General features: G+C 70.5%; 19 protein-coding genes. 8 read left to right on the top strand and 11 right to left on the bottom strand.

Annotated features, from left to right (window positions below):
* Positions 1–19 precede the first annotated feature (19 nt).
* Complete coding sequence (locus ABFG95_RS01690; RefSeq protein ID WP_038503770.1) at positions 20–853, bottom strand: alpha/beta hydrolase; 834 nt, start codon at positions 851–853, stop codon at positions 20–22.
* A gap of 314 nt (positions 854–1167) precedes the next feature.
* Between ABFG95_RS01690 and ABFG95_RS01685 the strand changes: the two genes are divergently transcribed.
* The 4 genes from ABFG95_RS01685 to ABFG95_RS01670 all read left to right on the top strand — a co-directional run bounded on the left by ABFG95_RS01685 (position 1168) and on the right by ABFG95_RS01670 (position 7418).
* Complete coding sequence (locus ABFG95_RS01685; RefSeq protein WP_054415567.1) at positions 1168–2325, top strand: FAD-dependent monooxygenase; 1158 nt, start codon at positions 1168–1170, stop codon at positions 2323–2325.
* Positions 2326–2369: 44 nt separating this feature from the next.
* Positions 2370–2900, top strand: a complete 531-nt coding sequence (locus ABFG95_RS01680) for a (2Fe-2S)-binding protein (RefSeq protein WP_348995355.1) — start codon at positions 2370–2372, stop codon at positions 2898–2900.
* Positions 2897–5890: a c-type cytochrome gene (locus ABFG95_RS01675; RefSeq protein WP_348995354.1), complete on the top strand. Its 2994-nt coding sequence runs from the start codon at positions 2897–2899 to the stop codon at positions 5888–5890. Before ABFG95_RS01680 ends, ABFG95_RS01675 begins: the two co-directional genes overlap by 4 nt.
* A gap of 211 nt (positions 5891–6101) precedes the next feature.
* A complete protein-coding gene (locus ABFG95_RS01670; RefSeq protein ID WP_054434751.1) occupies positions 6102–7418 on the top strand; it encodes an MFS transporter in 1317 nt (438 codons plus the stop codon).
* Between the two features lie 192 nt (positions 7419–7610).
* Here the strand turns inward: ABFG95_RS01670 and ABFG95_RS01665 are convergent, their stop codons facing one another.
* Positions 7611–8078, bottom strand: coding sequence for a MarR family transcriptional regulator (locus tag ABFG95_RS01665; protein WP_054415559.1), 468 nt, complete (start codon positions 8076–8078; stop codon positions 7611–7613).
* A gap of 129 nt (positions 8079–8207) precedes the next feature.
* Positions 8208–9740: an MFS transporter gene (locus ABFG95_RS01660; RefSeq protein ID WP_348995353.1), complete on the bottom strand. Its 1533-nt coding sequence runs from the start codon at positions 9738–9740 to the stop codon at positions 8208–8210.
* 155 nt (positions 9741–9895) lie between these two features.
* Here ABFG95_RS01660 and ABFG95_RS01655 point away from each other — a divergent pair, with 155 nt between their 5' ends.
* On the top strand, positions 9896–10771 hold the full coding sequence (locus ABFG95_RS01655) for a LysR family transcriptional regulator (RefSeq protein ID WP_006385087.1): 876 nt from the start codon (positions 9896–9898) through the stop codon (positions 10769–10771).
* A 77-nt stretch (positions 10772–10848) separates the two neighbouring features.
* On the opposite strand, the gene ABFG95_RS01650 is transcribed toward ABFG95_RS01655, so the two are convergent.
* Positions 10849–11295 (bottom strand): universal stress protein, encoded by a 447-nt coding sequence (locus ABFG95_RS01650; RefSeq protein ID WP_054502385.1) that lies wholly within the window; start codon positions 11293–11295, stop codon positions 10849–10851.
* A 133-nt stretch (positions 11296–11428) separates the two neighbouring features.
* Positions 11429–12115 (bottom strand): GntR family transcriptional regulator, encoded by a 687-nt coding sequence (locus ABFG95_RS01645; RefSeq protein WP_054415549.1) that lies wholly within the window; start codon positions 12113–12115, stop codon positions 11429–11431.
* Between the two features lie 257 nt (positions 12116–12372).
* Here ABFG95_RS01645 and ABFG95_RS01640 point away from each other — a divergent pair, with 257 nt between their 5' ends.
* Positions 12373–13416, top strand: a complete 1044-nt coding sequence (locus tag ABFG95_RS01640; RefSeq protein ID WP_278992688.1) for a D-cysteine desulfhydrase family protein — start codon at positions 12373–12375, stop codon at positions 13414–13416.
* Positions 13417–13476: 60 nt separating this feature from the next.
* Here the strand turns inward: ABFG95_RS01640 and ABFG95_RS01635 are convergent, their stop codons facing one another.
* The 6 genes from ABFG95_RS01635 to ABFG95_RS01610 are packed head-to-tail and all read right to left on the bottom strand — an operon-like array spanning position 13477 to position 22187.
* Positions 13477–14463: a tripartite tricarboxylate transporter substrate binding protein gene (locus tag ABFG95_RS01635; protein WP_278992687.1), complete on the bottom strand. Its 987-nt coding sequence runs from the start codon at positions 14461–14463 to the stop codon at positions 13477–13479.
* Positions 14464–14523: 60 nt separating this feature from the next.
* The gene (locus tag ABFG95_RS01630; RefSeq protein ID WP_348995352.1) at positions 14524–16491 is read right to left on the bottom strand and encodes an acyl-CoA synthetase; all 1968 of its coding nucleotides are present in this window, start codon (positions 16489–16491) and stop codon (positions 14524–14526) included.
* Between the two features lie 17 nt (positions 16492–16508).
* Positions 16509–17642, bottom strand: a complete 1134-nt coding sequence (locus ABFG95_RS01625; RefSeq protein WP_278992685.1) for an acyl-CoA dehydrogenase — start codon at positions 17640–17642, stop codon at positions 16509–16511.
* 9 nt (positions 17643–17651) lie between these two features.
* Entirely contained in the window at positions 17652–18848 is a 1197-nt protein-coding gene (locus ABFG95_RS01620; protein ID WP_348995351.1) for an acyl-CoA dehydrogenase family protein, read from the bottom strand.
* Between the two features lie 11 nt (positions 18849–18859).
* The gene (locus tag ABFG95_RS01615; protein ID WP_278992683.1) at positions 18860–20041 is read right to left on the bottom strand and encodes an acetyl-CoA C-acyltransferase; all 1182 of its coding nucleotides are present in this window, start codon (positions 20039–20041) and stop codon (positions 18860–18862) included.
* Between the two features lie 25 nt (positions 20042–20066).
* Entirely contained in the window at positions 20067–22187 is a 2121-nt protein-coding gene (locus ABFG95_RS01610) for a 3-hydroxyacyl-CoA dehydrogenase NAD-binding domain-containing protein (RefSeq protein WP_278992682.1), read from the bottom strand.
* A gap of 281 nt (positions 22188–22468) precedes the next feature.
* On the opposite strand from ABFG95_RS01610, the gene ABFG95_RS01605 reads away from it, so the two are divergent.
* Both ABFG95_RS01605 and ABFG95_RS01600 read left to right on the top strand, forming a co-directional pair.
* Positions 22469–23395: a LysR family transcriptional regulator gene (locus ABFG95_RS01605; RefSeq protein ID WP_175204763.1), complete on the top strand. Its 927-nt coding sequence runs from the start codon at positions 22469–22471 to the stop codon at positions 23393–23395.
* A gap of 58 nt (positions 23396–23453) precedes the next feature.
* Positions 23454–23597: a hypothetical protein gene (locus ABFG95_RS01600; protein WP_348995350.1), complete on the top strand. Its 144-nt coding sequence runs from the start codon at positions 23454–23456 to the stop codon at positions 23595–23597.
* Positions 23598–23671: the final 74 nt, after the last annotated feature.

Raw genomic sequence — 23671 nt, 5'->3', positions numbered from 1 at the left:
GTAAGGGGGAAAAGGGGATTCAGCCGCGCGGTTCGAGGAAGTCGCCCAGCGCTTCGTGGAAGCCGGCCTCGTTGTCCCACGGGATCATGTGGCCGGCGGCGGGCACGCGCCGGTGCAGGGTGTCGGGCGCCAGGCCCTGCCATTCGGCCACGTCCTCGTCGCCGACCACGCCGCCGTTCTCGGCGGTCATCAGCAACTGCGGCACGCGCACATGCGGCAGGTCGGCATGGATGTCGTCGCGGCCGAAGTCCTCGAAGCTGCGCACGATGGCGGGCTCGTGGCAGGTGTGCAGCCATTGCGCGCGCAGGCGCCGCTGTTCCTCGGTCCAGGTGGGGCAGAAGGCGCGCATGGCCTCGGCGTCCATGCCGTGCGTGGCCTGGCGGATCGAGTCGACGTACCAGGCCAGCTTGGCGGGGTAGGGGCGGCGGCCCGGGCCGGAGACGGGCGGGTCGACGATGACCAGCCGCGTCAGGCCGGCCGGCTGGCCGCGGGCCGCGCGCACCGCGATGCGGCCGCCCATGGAATGGCCCATCAGCGCATAGCGCTGCAGGCCCAGCGCCTGCGCCAGCGCCAGCACGTCGGCGGCCTGCGCGTCCAGGCCGTAGTCCAGCCCGGGGTCGGCGCTGGACAGGCCGCGGCCGCGCACGTCCAGCACATAGGTGTCGTAGCGCTGGCCCAGGCGCTCGGCCACGAAACCCCAGGTGACCGCCGGGCTGGTGATGCCGGGGATCAGGATGAGCGCGTCGCGTTCGGCGCGCGCGCCGTCCGCGCCGCCGTAGCGCAGGTAGTGCTGGCGGATGCCGTTGGCGTGGACGTTGGCGCCGTACAGGAAGGTGCTGGATGGTTGGCTCATGCCGTGCTCCGGGTGGGTCGATGCCAGGACGGGATCCGGCGGTCATCGCTTGCGCCGCGCAGGGCGCGGATCGAGCGTGATGACGTGAAGCGCGGATCCATCTTAGGGTTTTCGATAAATTAAAAAAACAGTGTAGACGCTCTATTCTTGCAAACAGCGAGGTGAATCGCAAAGCCGATGTTCATAGTGGTTTTTACCTATATGTGCATAAAAATGCACTGTTTTGGACGCAGGCAAACAGTTTCGGATCCACGATGGTGCGGTTTTCCATCTGGAAAAAATAGAGTGTATGCATAGAAAAGTAGGAGAGCCTCTTGTCTAAATCCCCCCGCATCGCCGTGATCGGCGCCGGCCTCGGTGGCGCCGCCACCGCCTCGCTCCTGCTGCAGGAAGGCTTCGACGTGCGCGTGTACGAACAGGCGCCGAGTTTTTCGCGGCTGGGCGCCGGTATCCACGTCGGTCCCAACGTCATGAAGATCCTGCGCCGCATCGGCATCGAGGACGCGCTCAACGCCCAAGGGTCGCACCCCGACTATTGGTACAGCCGCCACGGCCTGACCGGCGACGTGCTGGCGCGGATTCCGCTGGGCGACTACGCCGTCAAGACCTACGGCGCGTCGTACCTGACGGTGCACCGCGGCGACTTCCACGCCCTGCTGATCGAGGCGCTGCCCGAACGCGTGATGGCGTATTCCAAGCACCTGGTCGGCGTCACCGACCGCGGCAACGACGTCGAGATGCGCTTTGCCGACGGCAGCGTCGAGCACGCCGACATCGTGATCGGCGCCGATGGCGTCAATTCCCACATCCGCGAGGCGCTGCTGGGGCCCGAGCCCCCCAAGTACGCCGGCTACCTGGCCCATCGCGCGGTGTTCCCCACGCCCGAGGTCAAGGCCGGGATGCTGCCGTTCGACGCCTGCGTGAAGTGGTGGACCGATGACCGCCACATGATGACGTACTTCGTCACCAGCAAGGCCGACGAGCTCTACTACGTGACCGGCGTGCCGGTCGAGCAATGGGACCTGAACGACCGCTGGCTGCCCAGCAGCAAGGACGAAATGCGCGAGGCCTTCCAGGGCTGGCATCCCACGGTGCAGGCGCTGATCGACGCCACCGTCGAGGTGACCAAGTGGTCGCTGCTGGAGCGCGACCCGCTGCCGCTGTGGAGCCGCGGCCGCCTGGTGCTGCTGGGCGACGCCTGCCACCCCATGAAACCGCACATGGCGCAGGGCGCGGCCATGGCCATCGAGGACGGCGCGATGCTGGTGCGTTGCTTCAAGGAAGTGGGGGCGCATAATCACGAACTGGCTTTCGCGCTGTACGAAGCCAACCGCGCCGAGCGCGCCAGCAAGGTGCAGCGCATTTCGCACGACAACACCTGGCTGCGGACCAATGAGGACCCGAGCTGGTGTTTCGGCTACGACGTGTTCAGCGAGCCGCTGGTCGAACCGAAGGCCAAGGCGGCGGCCTGACGCACCCGCTGTCCTTCCTACACCAGACCTTCGCCACGCACACCATGGGACATCCCGCCAACACCCCGCCCGCCGCCGAGCCGATCGGCCTGAAGGTCAACGGCAGCGTCGTGCGCGTGGCGGCGCCGCCGACGACCTCGCTGCTGCTGGTGTTGCGCAACGATCTGGCGCTGAATGGACCGAAGTACGGCTGCGGCCTGGGCGAGTGCGGCGCCTGCACGGTGCTGATCGACGGCGTGGCGGCGCGCTCCTGTGTGATTCCGGTGAAGGCGGCGCAAGGGCGCGAGGTCACCACGCTCGAAGGGCTGGGCACGCGCGAGCGGCCCGGGCCGACGCAGCGCGCCTTTATCGAATGCCAGGCGGCCCAGTGCGGCTATTGCCTGAACGGCATGATCATGACGGTCGAGGCGCTGCTGCGCCGCGACCCGGCGCCGTCCGAGCAGGCGCTGCGCAGCGAGCTGCATCACAACCTGTGCCGCTGCGGCACGCATGTCGAGATCATGCAGGCGGCGCTGCGCGCGGTGCAATTGCGGGCCGAGGCGGCGCCGCGCGGGGCCGAAGGGGCTGGCGCATGAGCGCGTTGCTGCCCGAGGCCTCGGCGGGCGCCATCGCGCCGCCGTCCGATCTGCTGCATGGACTGGCCCTGCGCCCGCCCGTGGCCCGCTGGGACGGCGCGCGCTATCGCGGCAGCGCGCTCGACAGCGTGAACCTGGGGGAAGCGCGAGCCCAGGCGGGCGTGGTGGCCGTGGTGCGGCGGGAGCACTTTGTCGGCGTGGTGGCGGTGACGCCGGCGCATGCGCGGCAGGCGCTGGCCTGCATGGCGCCCGTGTGGCGCGGCGATGGTCCGCCCGCGCGCGAGGAGACCGCCGCCCCTTTGGAAGAGAATTCGGACGGCCATCGCGAATATCTATGGCGATCCGCTGAAACCGCTTCCGGCGCGCGCGTCGCGGCGTGGTGCCTGGACGGCCGCCTGACGCTGTGGCTGCCGCCGCCGGCGGCCGCCTCGCAGGCCTGGCTGCGGCGCGAGCTGGCGGCGCTGATGGACTGTTCCGGGCACGCGGTGCGGCTGGCCGACTGGCCGCAGGGCGCGGCCGAAGCCGGCCTGCCGCCGCACGCGCTCGATCTGCTGGACGCCGCCGCCGACGCCGCGCTGCTGTCCGAGGCGGTGGGGCGGCCCGTGTGCGTGGCCTGCCGGCCAGCGGCCGCGGCCACCCTGGCGTTGCGCGAAGCGGATCTGGCGGCGGGCCCGGCGCTGCGTTCGCGCCACCCCTGGGCCGTGCGTCCCAGCCTGGCGCGCCTGCTGGCGCGGCCTGGTCACGCCCAGGCCTGCGGCCAGGCCACGGTGCGGGGCGACAGCCCGGTGCTGGCGCCGGCGGCATCGCGGGATCTGCCGCATGCCAGTGTCGATGAATTGAACGCGGCCCAGGTGTTCGCCGGCGAAAGCCTGTGGCACGAGCGGGCGCTGGCGGCGGGCGAGGATCCGGTGGACTGGCGGCTGCGGCACATGGCCGATGATCGCGGCCGCGAACTGGCGCGCCAGGTAGTGGAACAGGCGCAGGCGGCCACGGCGCGGGACGCTACGTCGGCCGCCGACGGCCTGCTGCGCGGCACCGGCCTGGCCACGGCGCAGGTCCGCTGCGAGGCCGAGGATGGTTCGGCGCAGATGGTCTGGAGCGCCTGGGTGGCCGACGTGGCGATCCAGCCCGCCACCGGGCGCATCGAGGTGACGCGCGTCGTCGCCGGCCACGACAGCCAGGACCTGCGCGCGGCGCAAGGCGCGACCACGCGCCTGACCATCACGCGCCAGCAACCCGAGCGGCTGGCCGATGCCCGCCGCCTCATTGCCGGCCCGGCGGCGTTCGACGATTGGCGCGGCGCCGAACCGATGCCGCTGACCGCGGGCTCGGACGCGGTCGCCATCGCGGCGCCGGACGTGCCCGGCCCGTTGCGTGAAGGGCGTCTGGACGTGGATGGCGTGCTGACGCTGCCCGCCGCCGCCGCCATCGCCAACGCCATCCAAGACGCCACCGGCGTGCGCCTGCGGCAGGCGCCGTTCGACGCCGGCCAGTTGCGCCTGGCGCTGGCGGACCGGCGCGCGGCCGGCGGGAAGGGCGCATTGCGCCGGGGCTGGGGCTGGCTGGCGGCCGGCGCGGCCGGACTGGCGGCCATGGCCACCGCGTTGTGGCCGCTGAAGCCGGCGCTGCCGCTGACGGCCGGGCCCGACGCTTCTTTGTATTCGGCGCAGGCAATCGAGCGCGGCCGGCTGGTGGCGGCGGCCGGCGACTGCGTGGCCTGCCACACCGCGCCGGGCGGCGCGCGCAACGCCGGCGGCCTGGCGCTGGAGACGCCGTTCGGCGTCATCTATTCCACCAATATCACCCCGGATGCGCAGACCGGCATCGGCCGCTGGTCATACGCGGCCTTCGAACGCGCGATGCGCCAGGGCATCCACCAGGACGGCCGCCAGCTGTATCCGGCGTTTCCCTACACGGCCTATGCCAAGCTCAGCGACGCCGACCTGCAGGCGCTGTACGGCTACCTGATGTCGCAGCCGGCTGTGGCCACGACGCCGCCGCGCACCGAGCTGGGCTTTCCGTTCAACCTGCGGCCGCTGCTGGCCGGCTGGAACCTGCTGTTCCACGATCCCAAGCCATTCACGCCGGATCCCTCGCAGGACGCCGAATGGAATCGCGGCGCTTATCTGGTGGAAGGCGTGGGCCATTGCGCCGCCTGCCATTCGCCGCGCAACGCGCTGGGCGCGGAGAAGGGGGGACTGGCCTACCTGGCCGGCGGCCAGGCCGAGGGCTGGAACGCGCCGGCGCTGAACCAGCTCGCCACGGGCGAGCGGGCCTGGTCGGGCGAGGAGCTGTTCCAGTACCTGCGCACCGGCTATTCGCCGCGCCATGGCGTGGCCGCGGGCCCCATGGCGCCCGTGATCCATGGGCTGGCCGAACTGCCAGCCAGCGACCTGAAGGCCATCGTCACCTATCTGCTGGCGGTGCCGGGGCGGACGCCGTCGGCGGCGCGCGCGACGGCCACGGCTACTGCCACGGTTACGGGCACGGCTACGGGCACGGCTACGACCACGGTTACGGCCACAGCCACAGCCAAGGCAAGCGCCGCCACGTCGGCCAGCGTCGTCGCCGCCCCGGCGGCCACGACCGCAACTGCCGCCGCCATCACCGCGGTCCCCGCCCCCGCCGCCGTCAGCGAGGCCATCACGCTGCGCCGCGCCAGCGGCGAACGCATCTACCAGAACGCCTGCGCCGTCTGCCATGAAGCCGGCAGCGGGCCGACCCTGTTCGGGGTTAAGCCCCTGCTGGGCCAGAACACCAATCTGCACGCCGCATCGCCGGACAACCTGATCCAGGTGATCCTCCACGGCATCCAGGCCCCGGCCGACGATGCCCTGGGCTACATGCCGGCGTTCGGCAACAGCCTGGACGACAGGCAGATCGGCGATTTGATCGACTATTTGCGCGCGCGGTTCGCGCCGGAGGAAGAGGCTTGGCCAGTTGACACGACGACCATAGGCAAGCTGCGCCAGCACGCGCAGCCGCAGTAAGGGGAAGACGGGGCGGCGGTTCGCGATCCATGGCGGATCCGGCCGCGCCTCGCGACACAACATCGCGCGCATCGGTTTTCCATCGACGCCTGCCCGGCGCCGAGGGGCGTTGCTGCATCCCCCATCCGTGGGGGCGGCCACGTACCGGACCGGGGCCGACGCCCGTATCGGGCCCGGACCCCGCGCGCGACACACAAAGGGAATCACGCATATGTCAGCTTCATTCATCACGGTGGAACAAGGCATCAAGACCGCCGGTGTCGGCAAGTTCCAGTACCGGCTGTTCATGATCTTCGGCCTGGTCTGGCTGGCCGACGCCATGCAGGTGCTGTCGATCGGCTTCAGCGCGCCTTCGATCGCCCGCACCTTCGGCATCCCGGTGCCCGAAGCCCTGCAGACCGGCACCGCGTTCTTCGTCGGCATGCTGATCGGCGCCTTCGCCTTCGGCCGACTGGCCGACCGCATCGGCCGCCGCCCGGTGCTGATGATGGCCGTGGTCATCGACGCCTGCGCCGGCGTGGCCTCGGCCTTCGCGCCGGACTTCGCCTGGCTGCTGTTGCTGCGCTTCGTCACCGGCATCGGTGTCGGCGGCACGCTGCCGGTGGACTACACCATGATGGCCGAGTTCCTGCCGAGCGAACGCCGCGGCCGCTGGCTGGTGCTGCTGGAGTCGTTCTGGGCCCTGGGCACCATCTGCCTGGCGCTGCTGGCCCTGGCCGCGCTGTCGTGGGGCGACGATGCCTGGCGCGTGATCTTCTTCGTCACCGGCCTGCCGGCGCTGATCGGCGTGGTGCTGCGCTTCTACATTCCCGAGTCGCCGATGTACCTGAACCGCAACGGCAAGTCGGGACAGGCGCGCAAGGTGCTCGAGCGCGTGGCCCGTGTCAACGGACGTCCGACCGACATCCCCGAGCTCAAGCCGGAATTGCATGAGCGCAAGCCGCTGTCGGCGCTGTTCTCGAACACGCTGCGCCGCCGCAGCATCGCGCTGTGCCTGGCCTGGGCGCTGATTTCCATCGCCTACTACGGCGTGTTCGTCTACCTGCCGATCAAGCTCAGCAGCCAGGGCTTCGCCTTCATGCGCGGCCAGGAATTCCTGGTGCTGCTGGCGCTGGTGCAGTTGCCGGGCTTCGCGCTGTCGGCCTATGGGGTGGAACGCTGGGGCCGCAAGCCGACGCTGGTGGGCTTCCTGATCCTGAGCGCGGTGGGCTGCATGTTGTACAGCCTGGGTACCTCCAGCTTCCTGGTGATCGGCTCGACGCTGCTCATGAGCTTCGCGCTGCTGGGCACCTGGGGCGCGCTGTACGCCTTCACGCCCGAGGTCTATCCGACCGACCTGCGCGCCAGCGGCATGGGCCTGGCGGGCGCGGTGGCGCGCTTTGGCGGCCTGTTCGCGCCGGCCATCATCGCGCCCATCATGGCCACCCACTTCACGCTGGCGCTGGCGGTGCTGGCGGCGATGCTGCTGGCCGCGGCCCTGTCGATCCGGGCGGTCGATGTCGAGTCGCGCAACCGCGCGCTGGACTGATTCACCCGGGGAGGGCAAGGCTTATCCGGGCGGACGCGCGCCGCCCGGATGCCGGTTTTCCATACGCCGGCTTTCCCTATGCCGGCTGTCCCTATGCCGGCGGTCCCTATCTATACCGGTTGCCTCTATGCCAGCCGCACGGATGCCGGAAGCCGGCTTGCCCCTCGTCCATGCGCCGACCGCCGGCAGGCCTCATTCGCCGGCGTCGCCGTCGATCATCTTGCGCAGCAGGAATTCCAGCGCCACGCGCTCGGCGGGATTGAGCGTGCCATAGGTGCTTTCGGTGATCTGCAGGGCGAAGGGTTCCATCTTGCGCACCAGCTCCTGGCCCACCGGGGTCAGGTTGATCACCACCTTGCGGCGGTCGTGCGGGTCGTGGTCGACCCGCACCAGCTCGCGCTGCTTGAGCCGGTCCACCACGCCGCGCACCGTGGCCTGGTCGATGACCGTGGCCTTGACGATATCCGCCAGCGAACTGCCCTGGTTGTCGCGCACCGAGCACAGCACGACGAACTGCGCCGCGGTCAGCTGCGAGTCGGGGATGTACTGCTGGAACAGGGCGGTATGCCGTTGGTACACGCGCCGCAGCAGGTGCCCAATCTGGTCGGAGAACAAATAGCTGTCCTTGTCGGGGGCGGACTTGTTTTTCACATTTCGCATAAGCCTATCCGAAGCCATACCCTGGGTACGATGATCTATCTCAATGGGATGTCCGGAAGTTTACGGGGCTTGCCGCCTTTGTGCCGACAGGGATCGGGTTTTTCGCAGCGCCGCGGGGCTGTCGCCCGATCAACGGGCCGCGGCCTCGCGGGCGCCGCCACGCCAGCGGTTCACCAGCACCAGCAACGCGGTGGCGAGCAGCAGCACGGTGGCGGTGGCGATGACCGCCGCGTAGCCCGCGTCGAACGCGTCGCGGGCCAGCCGCGCCAGCGCGGCGCCTGTGTCGCTGGACAGGCCCTCGGCCACCACCAGCGCTTCGTCCAGGCTGTCGCGCGCCGCACCCGCCCCGGCTGCCGGCAGGCCGGCGGGCACGTCGAGCGTGTGCGCGTAGACGCCCGACAGGATCGAGCCCATCAGCGTCACGCCCAGCGCGCCGCCCAGTTCATACGACACTTCCTCGATCGACGCGGCCATGCCGGCGCGCTCGGGCGTGGCGCTCTGCATGATGGTGCTGGACGCGGCGGTCATGGTGGCGCCGATGCCCACGCCCAGCACGCACAGGCTGGCGATCTGCGCCGCCAGCGCGCCGTCGTAGCTGAACAGGTAGCCGCCCATGCCCAGGCCGGACACCAGCAGCGAGACGAACAGCAGGCGCGCGCTGCCCACCTTCGGCAGCAGCCAGCCGGCCAGCGGGCCGGCGATGAACGCGGCCAGCGGCAGCGGCAGGATGTAGAGCGCGGCCTGGATCGGCGACATGCCCAGCACCAGTTGCAGGCGCTGGCTGAACACCAGCTCCATGCCGAGCAGCGCCGCCGCCGCGAACAGCGCCGAGGCCACCGCCGAACTGAAACTGCGGTTGCGGAAGATGGCGAAGTCGATCAGCGGATGGGGCCGCGCGCGCTGGCGCCGGGCGAAGATGAACAGCATCGCGGCGCCGCCGGCGCAGGCCAGCGCGGCGTCCAGCCAGGACGGCTGGGCGCGGCCCAGCTCCTTGAGCGCATAGGCGGTCAGGATCAGGCCGACCATCACCTGCAGCGAGCCGACCAGGTCCCAGGGGCGCTGGCGGTCCGGCTGGCCGGCCGGGATGTAGCGGCGCGCCAGCGGCAGCGCCAGCAGCACGATCGGCAGGTTGATCAGGAACACCGAGCCCCACCAGAAATGTTCCAGCAGGATGCCGCCGATGACCGGACCGAGCGCCGCGCCGCCCGAGGCCACCGAGGCCCAGACGCCGATGGCGATGGCGCGCTCGCGCTCGTCGGCGAAGGTCAGGCGCAGGATCGACAGCGTGGCCGGCATCATCATGGCCGCGCCCACCGCCAGCAGCGCGCGCGCCGCGATCAGCGCCGCCGGGTTGGGTGAATAGGCCGCCGCCAGCGAGGCCGCGCCGAACACGGCCAGGCCCATCATGAACAGGCGCTTGTGGCCCAGCCGGTCGCCCAGTGTGCCCATGCCCAGCAGCAGGCCGGACACCACCAGCGCATAGATGTTGACGATCCAGAGCTTGGACGAGGCCGTCACGCCCAGTTCGTGCGTGAGCCGAGGCAGGGCGGTGTACAGCACGGTCATGTCGACCACGATCAGCAATAGGGCGCTGGAAACGATGGCCAGCACCAGCCAGCGGCCCGGCGCGGCGACAGCGGGGGAAAGATTGCGCTGCGTCATGCATTTACTCCTCTAACGCCGGACATTTTCGATCTATGAAGCATGGATAAGAAGTTGGAATCCATCTATAAAATAGATGTATCGGTGGCGGCTCCGTCGCCCCGTGCGGCCGACAACCGTTTTGAAGGCTTGCCTGGCCACGACTGGAGACAACCATGCACTGGACCCTGGAACAACTGCGGCACTTCGTGGCGGCGGCGGACGCCGGCTCGTTTTCGGCGGCGGCGCGCCAGGTGGGCCGGGCGCAATCGGCCGTCAGCACCTCGCTGGGATTGCTGGAAGCGGACCTGGGGGTGGAATTATTCGACCGCTCGCGCCGCAATGCCACGCTGACCCGGGCCGGTGAAGTGCTGTTGCAGGAGGCGCGCGAGCTGTTGCGCCAGGCGGCGGGACTGGAGCAGCGCGCGCTGTCATTTGCGGCCGGGCAGGACGCGCACCTCAGCCTGGCGCTGGACGAGGCCTTGCCCGATCGGGTGCTGGGCGCGCTGGTGAAGGAGGTCTCGGCGCGCTTTCCCGCGCTGGAACTGACCCAGCTGAACGGCACGGCCACCGAAGTGGCGGACTATGTCTCGCAGGGGCGCGCCAGCGTGGCGTTCCATTACGATCGCGGCGATCCGGGCGCGGCCTTCGCCCATCGCTACCTGGGCGACGTGGGACAGGGCATCTTCGTGGCGCGCGACCATCCGCTGGCCGCGTTGCCCGAAGTCACGCGCAACGATCTGGCGCGCCATCGTCAACTGGTGATGCGGATGGAGGGGGTGGAGGATGTGGTGATGAGTCCGTCGGCGTGGCGTTCAGACAGTTTCTACAGCATCGCCGCCATGGCCGTGGATGGCTTGGGCTGGGCCATTCTGCCGCTGAACATCGCCGAGTACGAGGGCTACCGCGAGGACCTGGCCAATGTGCCGTGCGTCGGCCTGTCGCTGCCGCCGCTGTCGGTGCGCACGCTCTGGCTGCAGGGCCGGACGCCGACCGCCACCGAGCGCTGGATCCAGGATCGCATGGAGCAACTGCTGCATCCGGCGGCCTGAGCGGGCCGGGGCGGCCGGGCGGCCGGCGCTGGCCGCCTGCGGAAGGCGACCGCAGCGGCGGCCCGAGACCGGACGTGTCAGGCCTTCTTGCGATACACCAGCACCGGCGTGGTGGAGTGCGCCAGCACCTTCTGCGTCTGGCTGCCCAGCACCACGGCGGCCATGCCGCGCCGGCCGTGCGAGGCCATGGCGATCAGGTCGCAATGGCGTTCGCGGGCGGTGTCGATGATGGCCTGATAGGGATCCTCGTGGGTGGCGCGCAGCGTTTCGCAGGGCACGCCGGCCTCGCGCGCCTGGGTGGCGGCGGCGCTCAAGAGGCGTTCGGCCTGGGCGCGGATCTGGTCCTGGTAGTCGCTCAGGCTGTGGGCCACTTGCGCCGCGCCCATGGCGAAGACGTGGAAGGGTTCCTCGACGGTGAGGATGGTGGCCTTGGCGCCCAGCGACTTGGCCAGATCAAGGCTTTCGACCAGCGCTTCCGAGGACAATTGCGAGCCGTCCGTGGGAATGAGAATGTGCTTGTACATGGTGTCTCCCGTGTTTGTGCAGCGGCCGTCGCGACTTGCGACGGTTACGTAACACTGTATCGGTCGGGAGAGGGCGGCGACTTGAGCGGGATCAAACCTTGCGCAGCGTCAAACCGCCCCGCGCGGTCCCGCGTCAGCTCAACAGCGCCGCGACCAGGTCGCCGCCCGCGCGGTCGCTTTCGCTGAAATCGAGCGCCGTCTGCACGTGTTCCAGGTGCTCGTCCATCAGCGCGCAGGCGCGGTCGACGTCGCCGGCGCGGGCCGCTTCGATGAAGGCGTGGTGCTCGCGCGATGAGCAACTGGCGTCGTGCGAGCTCTGGTACAGCACGGTGATCACGGCGCTGCGCGCCGACAGCTCGCGCAGCATGCCGGTCAGCACCGAATTGCCGACGGCCTCGGCCAGCAGGATGTGGAAGTCGCCCAGCAGGCGGTTGCGGGCCTGCACGTCGCCGCTTTCGACCGCGGCGCGCTCCTGGGCCAGGTGGGCGTCGATGCGGCGGTAGTCGGCCGCCGTGGCGCGGGTGACGAACTCGCGCGCCAGCGCGGCCTCGAGGATGCGGCGCACCGCGTAGACCTCGCGCGCCTCGTTGGCGTCGGGCTTGCTGACGAAGGCGCCCTTGTCGGGCACGATGTTGATCAGCTTGTCCTTGGACAGCATCAGCAGGGCCGCGCGAATCTTGGTGCGGCTGACCTTGTAGACGCGCGCCAGCGCCTCTTCGCGCAGGCGGGTGCCGGGCGGCAACCGGTGCGCCACGATGGCGGCGGCGATGGCCTTGGCGATATCGTCGGCGCTGGGATCGGCGGAAACTTCCTGGGTCATGAAGCGCGGGGCGGAAAGACTGTATGGGCAGCCAGTCTATCAAAATCCCGGGCTGGCAACATTTATTGCATACGAAAATTGTTGGCGGGCCCTTGAGCCTGCACGGGCATTTGTGCCGGATTCCGCATAATCGCCTCGAAAAGCATGATCAATCGCATGAAGATCTTGGCGTATCCTGCTTGCCATCCCGATTCAGGGTCGGTACCTGCACATGCGGTCGCCGGCCGGCGATCATCCGCGTTCATCTGGAATTCCCCATGCCCACTGGCCTTTCGTCCGCGTCGCAGCGCTTTCCCCGTCATGCCTTGCTCGACGGCCCCACCCCGATCCAGCGCCTGGCCGGGCTGGAGGCGGCCCTGGGCGCCGCGGCCAACGGCGTGCGCCTGTACGTCAAGCGCGACGACCACATGTCGCTGGGCGGCGGCGGCAACAAGCTGCGCAAGCTGGAGTTCCTGCTGGGCGAGGCGCGCGCGCAGGGCGCCGATACCGTGGTGACGGTCGGCGGCCTGCAATCGAACCATGCGCGCCTGACGGCGGCGGCCGCGGCCCGCGCGGGCATGGCTTGCGAGCTGGTGCTGGGCCGGGTGGTGCCGCGCGACGACGTCGATTACGAGGAAAACGGCAACATGCTGCTGAACCGCCTGTTCGGGGCGACGGTGCATGCGCTGCCGGTGGGCGCCGATGCCATGGCGGCGGCGCTGGAGCGGGTGCGCGCGCTGGAGCTGGCCGGGCGCCGCGTCTACCTGGCGCCGCTGGGCGGGTCGACGCCCGTCGGCGCGCTCGGTTACGCCGCCTGCGCGTTGGAGATCCTGGCGCAGTCGCGTGAACTGGGGGTGGACTTCGCTCGCATCGTGGTCGCCAACGGCAGCGCCGGCACCCATGCCGGCCTGGCGGCCGGGGTGGTCGCGGCGGGCCTGCCCGCCAGCCGCGTGCAGTCCTTCACCACGCTGGCCGACGCGGAGGTCGCGCATGCCAAGACGGTCGACCTGACCGCCGCCACGCTGGCGCTGCTGGCGCAGGGCCAGGCGGACGACGTTGCGGCGCCGGCGCCCAACGACATCCTGGTCGATGGCAGCCAGCGCGGCCTGGCCTATGGCGTGCCCACGCCTGCCATGCTGGAGGCGGTCGGCCTGCTGGCGCGAAGCGAAGGGCTGCTGCTCGATCCGGTGTATTCCGGCAAGGCCTTCGCCGGCCTCCTGGCCGACGTGCGCGCCGGCCGCCACGCGCCGGGCAGCGACGTGCTGTTCGTGATGACCGGCGGCGCGCCCGGCCTGTACGCCTACAAGTCCGCGTTCCAATGAAAAAACGGGCCGGCCGCCGCGAGGCGACCGGCCCGTCCAGGACGGAGCCTGGGGGCGGCGTCAGTCCTTGGCCATCAGCCCCAGGTACTCGATCAGCCCCTTTTCCTTGACGTAGGTCGCCTGGGCCCAGGCCTTGTAGTCGGCGCTGTCGCGGTAGGCGGGTTCCTGGTTCAGCTGTTTCATGACATCGATGCTGGCCGGGTCGAACAGCGCCTTCTTGAAGGCGTCATGCAGCGTCTTGACCACCGCCGGGTCCATGCCCTTGGGGCCGGCCAGGCCGTAGGGCGAGGTCGATACGACCTTGTAGCCCAGCTCCTGCGCGGTCGGCACGTCGGGCCAGCGGGCGGTGCGCTTTTCGCCGAACGTCACCAGCAGCCGCATCTTGCCCGAATCGACGAACTGGTCCCAGCCGGTGGCGTCGCTTTGCGCCATCACGTGACCGCCCAACAGCGCCTGCTGCATGTCGGCGTTGCCCTTGTAGGGCACGTGGTTCAGCTTGACCTTGGCGTTGATGGCCACTTCCTCGATCAGCAGGTGCGGCGACGAGCCCACGCCGGTCGAGCCGTAGTCGATGGTGCCCGGATGCTGGCGCGCGGCCTCGATGTACTCGTTGAAGGTCTTGTAGGGCGAGTCGGCGCGCACCGTGAAGCCGAAGGTGTAGCCGGACAGGCCGATGATGAAGGTGAAGTCGTTGATCGGGTCCCATGAGGTCTTCTGCATGTACGGCATGCGCAGCATGGCTAGCGTGTACAGCGCGACGGTGTAGCCGTCGGGCTTGGCGGTGCGCGACATGGTCGCGGTGCCCAGCGTGCCGCCCGCGCCCGGGCGGTTCTCGACGATGACGGGCTGGCCCAGGTACTTGGACGCGTCCTGCGCCACGATGCGCAGGTGGCGGTCGGTGGAGCCGCCGGCCGGGAACGGCACGATCAGCGTGATGGGCTTGGTGGGAAAGGCGTTTTGCGCCGACGCCGCGGGCGCCAGCGCGCCGCCGGCCAGCGCCAGCAGCAGGGCGCCGAGGCAGGCGCGGCGCAGGGGTTGGTGGGCCATGGGGCTTGTCTCCGATGTGATTATGGTTTTGTGTGTCGTGGCTGTGTTGTGAGGCGCCGGTCAGCCGCGCAGGGCGACCTTGACCGGCAGTCGTTGCAGCGCCTCGCGCAACTGCTCCTTCAGCGGCGCGGGGGTGGCGGCGTCGGCTTCTACGGCGACGTCGGGCTGCGCGTCGGACAGCACGCGCAGCAGGGGACTATCCGGCGGCAGGCCGGCCTGTTCGAGGACGCGCTCGACCACGGCGCGCGCCGAGACCGCCGTCGCCAGGCGGCGCAGGTCGGGCTTGTAGATCTTGCCGACGTTGGTCATGGGCATCTGCTCGAGCACGATCACGCGCTTGGGCCGCGCCGGCGCCTCGTCGACGTGGGCGGCGGCGTAGGCGATCAGCTCGGCCTCGGAGACCTCGGCATCGTCGGCCAGGGTCACGAAGGCGATCGGCAGTTCGCCCGCGTACGGATCGGGCGCGCCCACCGCGGCGCAGATACGCACCGCCGGGTGCGAGGCCAGCGCATCCTCGATGGTCTTGGGATCGATGTTGTGGCCGCCGCGGATGATCAGGTCCTTGGCGCGGCCCTGCAGGTGCAGGCGGCCCTCGCTGTCCAGGTAGCCGACATCCCCGCTGATGAGCCAGCCGTCCTCGGTGAAGGCGCGCGCCGTGTCCTCGGGGTCGAGAAAGCCGGGGATCACGTTGGGCGACTTGAACAGCAGCATGCCGGCCTGCCCGGGCGGCAGGTCGCGCGCCGGCTGGCCGGCGGGCGCGTCCAGGCCGACCACGCGCACCTGCACATAGGGCAGCGGAAAGCCCACGCAGTTGACCGGAAATTGAGATCCGGGCGGCGTGATCGAGGTGATGCCGGCCATTTCCGTCATGCCCAGGCTTTCGTTCACGTGCAGGCCGAACAGGCGCTCGAAGCGCGCCGCCAGCTCCGCCGGCAACGGCGCGGCGCCGGTGCGGCAGTAGCGCAGCGACGAGATGTCGGCGCCGTCCAGCGGGATCTCGGCCAGCGCCGCCAGGATGGTGGGCACGCCCTGCAGCGAGGTGGCGCGGTGGCGCTCGACCAGCCGCCAGTAATTGCGCAGCACCTCGCGGTTGCGCAGCAGCAGCGTGGTCGGGATCACGGTCTGCACGCCGGCCGACAGCGCCGCCAGCGAGGCCGGCAGCACGCCCGCCACGTGGAATAGCGGATAGCCGTTGATGACCACGTCGCCGGGTCCCGCGCCCTGCAACTGCACCGCCGCCCAGGCCGTGAAGACCTGGTTGGCGTGGGTGTGGATGGCCAGCTTGGGCGCGCCCGTGGTGCCGCCGGTGTGGAAGTAGGCGGCCACGTCGTCGGCGCGGATCACGCGGCCGCTGACCAGCCGATCCGACGGCTGGTCAGCGCGCGCGCTGTTGAAGTCGAGCGCGAAGTCGGGCAGCGCCGGGCGTTGCGACGGCGGCTCGTCGTGCGGCGCGACGCGCAGCAGCGTGCGCAGCGTCGGCACCCGCTCGCGCAGGCGCAGGGCCTTGGACCAGGACTCGCATTCGGTGTCCGAGCCGTAGGCGATCAGCACCTTGGCGCCGGCCGTGGTCAGCAGCGAGGCCAGCTTGTCGTCGGTCAGCAGCGGGTTGAGCGGTTGCACGATGCCGGCGGCCTCGCCGCCCCACAGCGCCAGGTGGTATTCGAGGCAGCCGGGCAACAGCACGCCGACGGCGTCCGTCGGGCCCAGCCCCAGGCTGTGCAGCAGGTTGGCGGTCTGGTGGATGCCGGCCAGCAGGTCGTTGTAGCGCCAACTGATGGCCGGCTCGTCCGGATCGGCGCTGCGCAGGAAGGTCAGGGCCAGGCGGTCGCCGAAGGCGGCGGCCGAGTTGCGGAAGATCTCGTAGGTGCTTTGCACCGTCAGCGTCTCGGCCAGCGGCCGCGCCGCCAGGCGGCGCACGTCGTCGATGGTGCGTACCGGGAACGGCGCGGCGAAGGGCTGGCCCAGGGGCGCGGCGTTGGGTGCATCGATGGGTGAATCGATGGGTCGGTCTGTAGGGGCCTGCGTCATGATGCCGTCCTCGCCGCTTACGCCCGCCCCAGCGCGATGTAGCGCCGCAGGTGGTGGTCCTCGTCGCCCAGCTGGTGGTCGATCATGACCAGCCGCTTGGCGTAGTGCGCCAGCGGCAGCTCCCAGGTCATGCCGATGCCGCCGTGCAGTTGGATGCTTTCCTCGGCCACCAGCGTGCCGATGCGGCCGATGGTGTACTTGGCGGCCGACAGCGCGCGTTCGCGCGTGGCGCGGTCGGGGTGGTCGAGCGCGGCGGCGGCGTTGATGACCGCCGAGCGCGCCTGCTCGATCTCCAGCAGCACGTCGGCCATGCGGTGCTGCAGCGCCTGGAAGCTGCCGATCGGCACGCCGAACTGGCGCCGCGTGCGCAGGTATTCCAGGGTCGCGTCGCGGGCGCAGTCCATCGCGCCCACGGCCTCGGCGCACAGCGCCAGGATGCCGCGGCCGGTGGCGTGTTCCAGCAGCGCATGGCCGGCGCCGGCCTCGCCCAGCAGGCTGTCGGCGCCCAGCGCCACGTTCTCGAACGTGAGTTCCGCGGCGCGGCCGCCGTCGATCAGGTCGTAGCCGCGCGCCGTCACGCCCGGGGTGCCGGCGCTGACCAGGAACAGGCTGATGCCGGATTCGTCGTCCTCGGCGCCGCCGGTGCGCGCCGACACCAGGAACAGGTCGGCATGCTCGCCCCCCGTCACCACGGCCTTGGCGCCATTCAGCGCCCAGCCGTCGCCGCTGCGCTCGGCGCGGGTGCGCACGTCGTTCAGGGCGTAGCCGGAGGTGGGCTCGGCCGCGGCCAGCGCGGCGGTGATGCCGCCCGCGATCAGGCCGTCCAGCGCCTCGCGCTGCGCCGGGCTGCCGGCGCGGGCGATGGCGCTGCCGACCATCAGCGCGTCAAGGAAGGGTTCCAGCACCAGGCCGCGGCCCAGTGCCTCGAACACCACGCTGATGTCAAAGCCCGCGCCGCCCAGCCCGCCGTGTTCCTCGGCGAACAGCGCGCCGATGGCGCCCAGTTCGGCATACCGGCGCCAGAACTCGGGGTTGTAGCCCTGCGCCATCTTGGCGTGGCGTTCGCGCGTGGCGAAGTCGTATTGTTCGGCGACAAAGCGGCGCAGCATGTCGGAAAGCATGCGCCGGTCTTCGGTGTGTTCAAAGTTCATGGCCGGCCTTTATAGTCCCAGGATCATCTTGGAGATGATGTTCTTCTGGATTTCGTTGGAGCCGCCGAAGATCGACAGCTTGCGGTTGTTGAAGTACTGCGCCGCGGCGCTGTCGGCGCCTTCCGGGCCGATGGGCGCGGCGTTGTAGCCGTCGTGCAGGGCCTCGGCCACGAACGGGCGGGCGTAGGGGCCCATGGCGCGGCGGTTCAGCGCGGTGATCTCCTGGCGGATCTGGGTGCCGCGGATCTTCAGCATCGAGCTTTCGGCGCCGGGCGCGCCGCCGCCGGCCACCGCCGCCACCACGCGCAGGTTGGTGGTGCGCATGTTGGCCAGTTCGATCTCCACGCGCGCCAGGCGCGCGGCGAAGTCGGGATCCTCGGCCAGCGGGCGGCCGTTCTTCTTCTGGCTGGCGGCCACCGCCTTCAGGCGTTCCAGCGCGGCGGTCGACTGGCCGACGCCGGCGATGTTGGTGCGCTCATAGGTCAGCAGGTACTTGGCGCAGGTCCAGCCGCGGTTTTCCTCGCCCACCAGGTTCTCGACCGGCACCCGCACGTCCGAGAAGAACACCTCGTTGACTTCATGCTCGCCGTCCAGCGTGATGATGGGGCGCACCTGCACGCCCGGGCTGGCCATGTCGATCAGCAGGAAGCTGATGCCTTCCTGGCGCCGGCCCTCGTTCGAGGTGCGCACCAGGCAGAAGATCATGTTGGCGTACTGGCCCAGCGTGGTCCAGGTCTTCTGGCCGTTGACGACGTAGTGGTCGCCGTCGCGCACGGCGGTGGTCTTGACCGAGGCCAGGTCCGAGCCGGCGCCGGGTTCGGAATAGCCCTGGCACCACCAGTCCGAGCCGTCCAGGATGCGCGGCAGCCAGTGGCGCTTCTGCGCCTCGTTGCCGTACTTGATCAGCACCGGCCCCAGCATGCTCAGGCCGAACGGCACGATGCGCGGCGCGCCGGCCAGCGCGCACTCGTTGTCGAAGATGAACTTCTGCGTGGCGCTCCAGCCGGTGCCGCCGTATTCCACCGGCCAGTGGCTGGCCAGCCAGCCCTGGCGGTTGAGGATGGCGTGCCATTCGACCATGTCGGCGCGCGCCAGCAGCTTGCCCTGCGTGACCTTGGCCGACAGCCGCGCCGGCAGGTTGGCGGCCAGGAAGGCGCGGACCTCGTCGCGGAAGGCGTTTTCTTCGGGGGTGAATTCCAGATCCATCGGGCGATTCCTCAGTAGATTTCGAACAGGCCGGCCGCGCCCATGCCGCCGCCCACGCACATGGTGACGACGGCGTAGCGCGCGCCGCGGCGGCGGCCTTCCAGCAGCACGTGGCCGGCCAGGCGGGCGCCGGTGACGCCGAACGGGTGGCCCAGCGCGATCGAGCCGCCGTTCACGTTCAGCCGCTCCATCGGGATGCCCAGGCGTTCCTGGCAGTACAGGGCCTGCGAGGCGAAGGCTTCGTTCAGTTCCCACAGATCGATGTCGTCGACCTTCAGGCCGTGGCGCGCCAGCAGCTTGGGCACGGCGTAGACCGGGCCGATGCCCATTTCATCGGGTTCGCAGCCGGCGATCGCCAGGCCGCGGAACGCGCCCAGCGGGCGGATGCCGGCGCGTTGCGCCTCGGCCGCTTCCATCAGCACGCAGGCGGCGCCGCCGTCCGACAGCTGCGAGGCGTTGCCGGCGGTCACGAACTGGTCCGGGCCGCGCACCGGCGCCAGCTTGGCCAGCGCCTCGTAGGTGGTGCCCGGGCGGTTGCAGGTGTCGTGGTCCACCGTGACCTCGCGTTCGGACACGGCGCCGGTGGCGCGGTCGGTGACGGCCATGGTGGTGGTGACGGGGATGATCTCCTCGCGGTAGCGGCCGGCGGCCTGGGCGGCCTCGGTGCGCGCCTGGCTCTGCGCGGCGAAGCGGTCCTGCGCCTCGCGGCTGATGCCGTAGCGCGCGGCGACGATGTCGGCGGTCTCGATCATGGGCAGGTACAGCTCGGGCTTGTTGGCCACGATCCACGGGTCCATGCCGCTGACGCCGTCGTCGCGGGTGCGGATCTGCGACACCAGCTCGACGCCGCCGGCGATGACGGCGGGCGCGCCGTCCATGACGATGCGCGCCGCGGCCGAGGCGATGGCCTGCAGGCCCGAGGCGCAATAGCGGTTGACGGTGGCGCCGCCGACGCTGACCGGCAGGCCGGCGCGGATCACCGCCTGGCGGCCGATGTTGCGGCCGGTGGCGCCCTCGGGGTAGCCGCAGCCGATGAAGGCGTCCTCGATCAGGGCGGGGTCGATGCCGCTGCGTTCGACCGCGGCGCGCACCGCGTGGGCTGCCAGGGTCGGCCCGGCGATCAGGTTGAATTCGCCGCGCTGCGCCTTGGTGATGGGCGTGCGGGCGGTGGAGACGATGACGGCTTCGCGCATATCGGTTTCCGTTGGGTGAGTGGGGTCAGGCGGCCTGGTTCAGGCTGGCGAAATCGCGGCCGGATTCGGCCAGTTCCTCCAGCAGCGGCGACGGCTTCCAGAACGCGGGGTCTTCCTTGGCAAAGGCGCGGATGTCGGCCAGCACGTTGGCCAGCCCGACGCGGTCGGCGTAGTGCATCGGCCCGCCGCGATAACGCGGAAAGCCATAGCCCGACAGGAACACCATGTCGATGTCCGAGGGCCGCAGCGCGATGCCCTGGTGCAGCACGTTGGCGGCCTCGTTGATCATGGCCGCCAGGTAGCGGCGCTGGATGTCCTCGGCGCTGAACGGACGGGGCGTCACGCCCGCGCGCTGGCGCTCGGCGTCGATGATCGCCAGCACTTCCGGATCGGGCGTGCCCTGGCGGGCGCCATCCGGATACAGGTAGAAGCCGCGGCCGGTCTTCTGGCCGAACCAGCCGCGCTCGCACAGGCGGTCGGGGATCTGCACGTAGCGCAGCGCCGGGTCGCGGGTGGCGGCGCGGCGCTTGCGCGTGGCCCAGCCGATGTCGCCGCCGGCCAGGTCCACCATCTGGTACGGACCCATGGGATAGCCAAAGTCGCGCACCGCCGCGTCGATCTCGTAGGGCGAGGCGCCGTCCTCCATCATCATGTCGGCCGCCTGGCGATGCACCGCCAGGATGCGGTTGCCGATGAAGCCGTCGCAGACGCCGGCGCGCACCGGGATCTTGCGCAGGCGGCGCGCCAGCTCGAAGCCGGTGGCGACGGTGTCGGCGGCGGTCTGGCGGCCCACCACCACCTCCAGCAGCTTCATGATGTTGGCGGGCGAGAAGAAGTGCAGGCCCAGCACATCGGCGGGGCCGCGCGTGGCCTGGGCGATGCGGTCCACGTCCAGGTAAGAGGTATTGGTGGCCAGCACCGCGCCCGGCTTGGCGACGCGGTCAAGCTGCGCGAACACGGCCCGCTTGACATCCATGTCCTCGAACACGGCCTCGATGATCAGGTCGGCTTCGCCCAGCGCGGCATAGTCGGTGGCGCCGGTGAAGCGCGCCAGCCGGGCCGCGCGCTCGTCGGCGCTCATGCGGCCCTTGCCGACCAGCAGGTCGTAGACGTGTTCGACCCGCTGGCGGCCGCGCGCCAGCGCGGCCTCGTCCTGTTCCACCATGACCACCGGCAGGCCCGCGTCCAGCACCGCCACGGCGATGCCCGCGCCCATGGTGCCGCCCCCGATCACGCCGACGCTGTCGAGCCGGCGCGGCTTGGCCTGCTTCAATTCAGGGATCTTGGCGGTCTCGCGTTCGGCGAAAAAAGCGTGGATCAGGCCGGCGCGCTGCGGGCTGTCCAGGCATTGCAGGAACAGCGCGCGCTCGGCGCGCAGGCCCTCGTCGAAAGGTTGTTCGACGGCGGCGCGCACGGCGTCCAGGATCTTCGCGGGCGAGAACAGGCCGCGTGTGCTGGCGGCGATGCGCTGGCCGGCGGCGTCGATCGCGGCCAGCGAGGCGGCTTTGTCGGCCAGCGCCTGGCCGTCGCGGCTGCGGCGCGGCTTGGCGCCCTGCGCCAGCAGGCGCCGGGTGTAGTCCAGGCCGGCGGCCAGCGGGTCGGCGCCGCTGGCCAGTTCATCGGCCAGCCCGGCCGCGACGGCGGCCTGCGCCGTCATCGGCTTGCCCGACAGCATCAGGTCCAAGGCCGCGGCCGCGCCGATCAGGCGCGGCGTGCGCTGCGTGCCGCCGGCGCCGGGCAGCAGCCCCAGCGTCACTTCGGGCAGGCCCAGCTTGGCGTTCGGCAAGGCCACGCGGTAATGCGCCGCCAGCGCCACTTCCAGGCCGCCGCCCAGCGCGGCGCCGTGCAGCGCGGCCACCACCGGCTTGGCGCAGGCCTCGATCTGGTTGCACACGTCGGGCAGGGCGGGCGGACGCGGCGGCTTGCCGAATTCGCGGATGTCGGCGCCGGCGATGAAGTTGTTGCCGGCGCCGGTCAGCAGCACGGCCCGCACAAGCGGATCACTGGCGGCCTGGTCGATGGCGCGCGCCAGGCCCGCGCGCACCTCGGCGCTCAGGGCATTGACGGGGGGATGATCGATGGTGACGACGAGAACGTCGCCGTCGCGGCGCGTATGAACGGCGCCGGCGGGTGCGCTGGCTGTCATGGGACAGTGTCTCCGGTAGGGTCGCCGCCCGCGCCGGCCCTGGCCGGCACGGCGGCATCGCAGAGCGGGGCTCTGGCGAGGCCGGCGCGCCCGGGGCGGACGCGGCGCAGTCGCGGCGCCTGGCGGGCCAGGAACGGCCCGTCTTGTATCCGTCTATTCTTTCCCAGCAAAGAAGTCTTGACAATGGCATCCATAATTGACATTGACGATAAAAAAAATTGACAATCGGCTGCGGGCGCCGCGTTGCAATGAAGGAATGCCGGCCCCTCGGGAGATTCGACATGGATACGAAGGCGTTGACCCTGCTGGTGGAGATCGTGGACGCGGGCAACCTGAGCGAGGCGGCGCGCCGCCTGAAGATGACGCGGGCCAATGTCAGCTACCACCTGACCCAGCTGGAACGCGCCGTCGGCATGCAGCTGCTGCGGCGCACGACGCGCCACGTCGAGCCCACCGAGATCGGCCTGAAGCTGTACCAGCACGGCCGCAGCATCCAGGACGAACTGGCGGCCGCGCGCGAAGCGGTCGAATCCCTGGGCAAGACGCCGCAGGGCAAGGTGCGGCTGAGCGTGCCCAGCGGCTACGGCCAGTTCGTGATGACGCCGTGGCTGCTGGAATTCAAGCGCGCCTACCCCGACATCGTGCTGGACGTGCTGTTCGAGAACAGCGTCGACGACCTGTTGCGCGACGAGGTCGACATCGCCGTGCGCATCATGTCCGAACCGCCGCACAATCTGGTGGCGCGCGAACTGGGCCAGGTGCGCTACGTGGCCTGCGCTTCGCCCGCCTTCGTGCGCGAGCGCGGCCTGCCGGACAAGCCGGCCGACCTGGCGCGCCTGCCCGTCATCAGCGCCGCCGTCATCGGCCGGCCGCTGCGGCTGTCGGCGTATTACGGCGGCCAGCCGCGCCAGCACGTGGTGCTGGAACCCACCATCATCTCGCGCAACTACGCCTTCCTGCGCGACGCCATGCTGGCCGGGCTGGGCATCGGCGTGGTGCCGGACTACGTGGTGCACGACGACATCGCGCGCGGCGATTTGGTCGCCGCCTTGGCGCAGTGGCGGCTGAGCATCTTCGGCCGCGCGATGTACATGCTGTACATGCCCAACCGCCACCACCCGCGCGCCATCGCGATGATGATCGAGTTCATCCAGCAGCGCGCCCAGGCCGCGCACGAAGGACGGCCCGGACTGCTGGGCGCGGCCTAGGACCGGCTTTCGGCGGCGTCCGCCGGGGCCGCTGTCGTCGGGCGAGTTCCCCATCCCTGTGATCGGCATGCGCTATGCGCGGATACCGCGCGTCGCGGACGACCTGAAGGGCTTTTTCCAGGCCATGATGCGGGCCGACGCCATCCCGCGCGCGCTCGGCCCGGGCTACGCGCCGATCCCGGCCGCTTTCGAACCGCGGTGACGCCCGCCAGGCGCGAGACGCGTGCCGCAAGCCGAACCCGGCGCCACGGACCTGGCCTCCGCCCGGAAGTTTGA

Origin of the sequence: Achromobacter sp. HNDS-1, assembly GCF_040084795.1 — a bacterium.
GTDB lineage: Bacteria > Pseudomonadota > Gammaproteobacteria > Burkholderiales > Burkholderiaceae_B > Achromobacter > Achromobacter ruhlandii.
The sequence above is the reverse complement of the archived record's forward strand: the minus strand, read 5'-3'. Positions and strand labels throughout refer to the sequence as shown.

What these genes read in the sequence shown, in the direction of transcription:
- ABFG95_RS01690 (WP_038503770.1), bottom strand. Translation starts at nt 853, where the DNA reads ATGAGCCAACCATCCAGCACCTTCCTGTACGGCGCCAACGTCCACGCC.
- ABFG95_RS01680 (WP_348995355.1), top strand. Translation starts at nt 2,370, where the DNA reads ATGGGACATCCCGCCAACACCCCGCCCGCCGCCGAGCCGATCGGCCTG.
- ABFG95_RS01675 (WP_348995354.1), top strand. Translation starts at nt 2,897, where the DNA reads ATGAGCGCGTTGCTGCCCGAGGCCTCGGCGGGCGCCATCGCGCCGCCG.
- ABFG95_RS01670 (WP_054434751.1), top strand. Translation starts at nt 6,102, where the DNA reads ATGTCAGCTTCATTCATCACGGTGGAACAAGGCATCAAGACCGCCGGT.
- ABFG95_RS01665 (WP_054415559.1), bottom strand. Translation starts at nt 8,078, where the DNA reads ATGCGAAATGTGAAAAACAAGTCCGCCCCCGACAAGGACAGCTATTTG.
- ABFG95_RS01660 (WP_348995353.1), bottom strand. Translation starts at nt 9,740, where the DNA reads ATGACGCAGCGCAATCTTTCCCCCGCTGTCGCCGCGCCGGGCCGCTGG.
- ABFG95_RS01655 (WP_006385087.1), top strand. Translation starts at nt 9,896, where the DNA reads ATGCACTGGACCCTGGAACAACTGCGGCACTTCGTGGCGGCGGCGGAC.
- ABFG95_RS01650 (WP_054502385.1), bottom strand. Translation starts at nt 11,295, where the DNA reads ATGTACAAGCACATTCTCATTCCCACGGACGGCTCGCAATTGTCCTCG.
- ABFG95_RS01645 (WP_054415549.1), bottom strand. Translation starts at nt 12,115, where the DNA reads ATGACCCAGGAAGTTTCCGCCGATCCCAGCGCCGACGATATCGCCAAG.
- ABFG95_RS01640 (WP_278992688.1), top strand. Translation starts at nt 12,373, where the DNA reads ATGCCCACTGGCCTTTCGTCCGCGTCGCAGCGCTTTCCCCGTCATGCC.
- ABFG95_RS01635 (WP_278992687.1), bottom strand. Translation starts at nt 14,463, where the DNA reads ATGGCCCACCAACCCCTGCGCCGCGCCTGCCTCGGCGCCCTGCTGCTG.
- ABFG95_RS01630 (WP_348995352.1), bottom strand. Translation starts at nt 16,491, where the DNA reads ATGACGCAGGCCCCTACAGACCGACCCATCGATTCACCCATCGATGCA.
- ABFG95_RS01625 (WP_278992685.1), bottom strand. Translation starts at nt 17,642, where the DNA reads ATGAACTTTGAACACACCGAAGACCGGCGCATGCTTTCCGACATGCTG.
- ABFG95_RS01620 (WP_348995351.1), bottom strand. Translation starts at nt 18,848, where the DNA reads ATGGATCTGGAATTCACCCCCGAAGAAAACGCCTTCCGCGACGAGGTC.
- ABFG95_RS01615 (WP_278992683.1), bottom strand. Translation starts at nt 20,041, where the DNA reads ATGCGCGAAGCCGTCATCGTCTCCACCGCCCGCACGCCCATCACCAAG.
- ABFG95_RS01610 (WP_278992682.1), bottom strand. Translation starts at nt 22,187, where the DNA reads ATGACAGCCAGCGCACCCGCCGGCGCCGTTCATACGCGCCGCGACGGC.
- ABFG95_RS01605 (WP_175204763.1), top strand. Translation starts at nt 22,469, where the DNA reads ATGGATACGAAGGCGTTGACCCTGCTGGTGGAGATCGTGGACGCGGGC.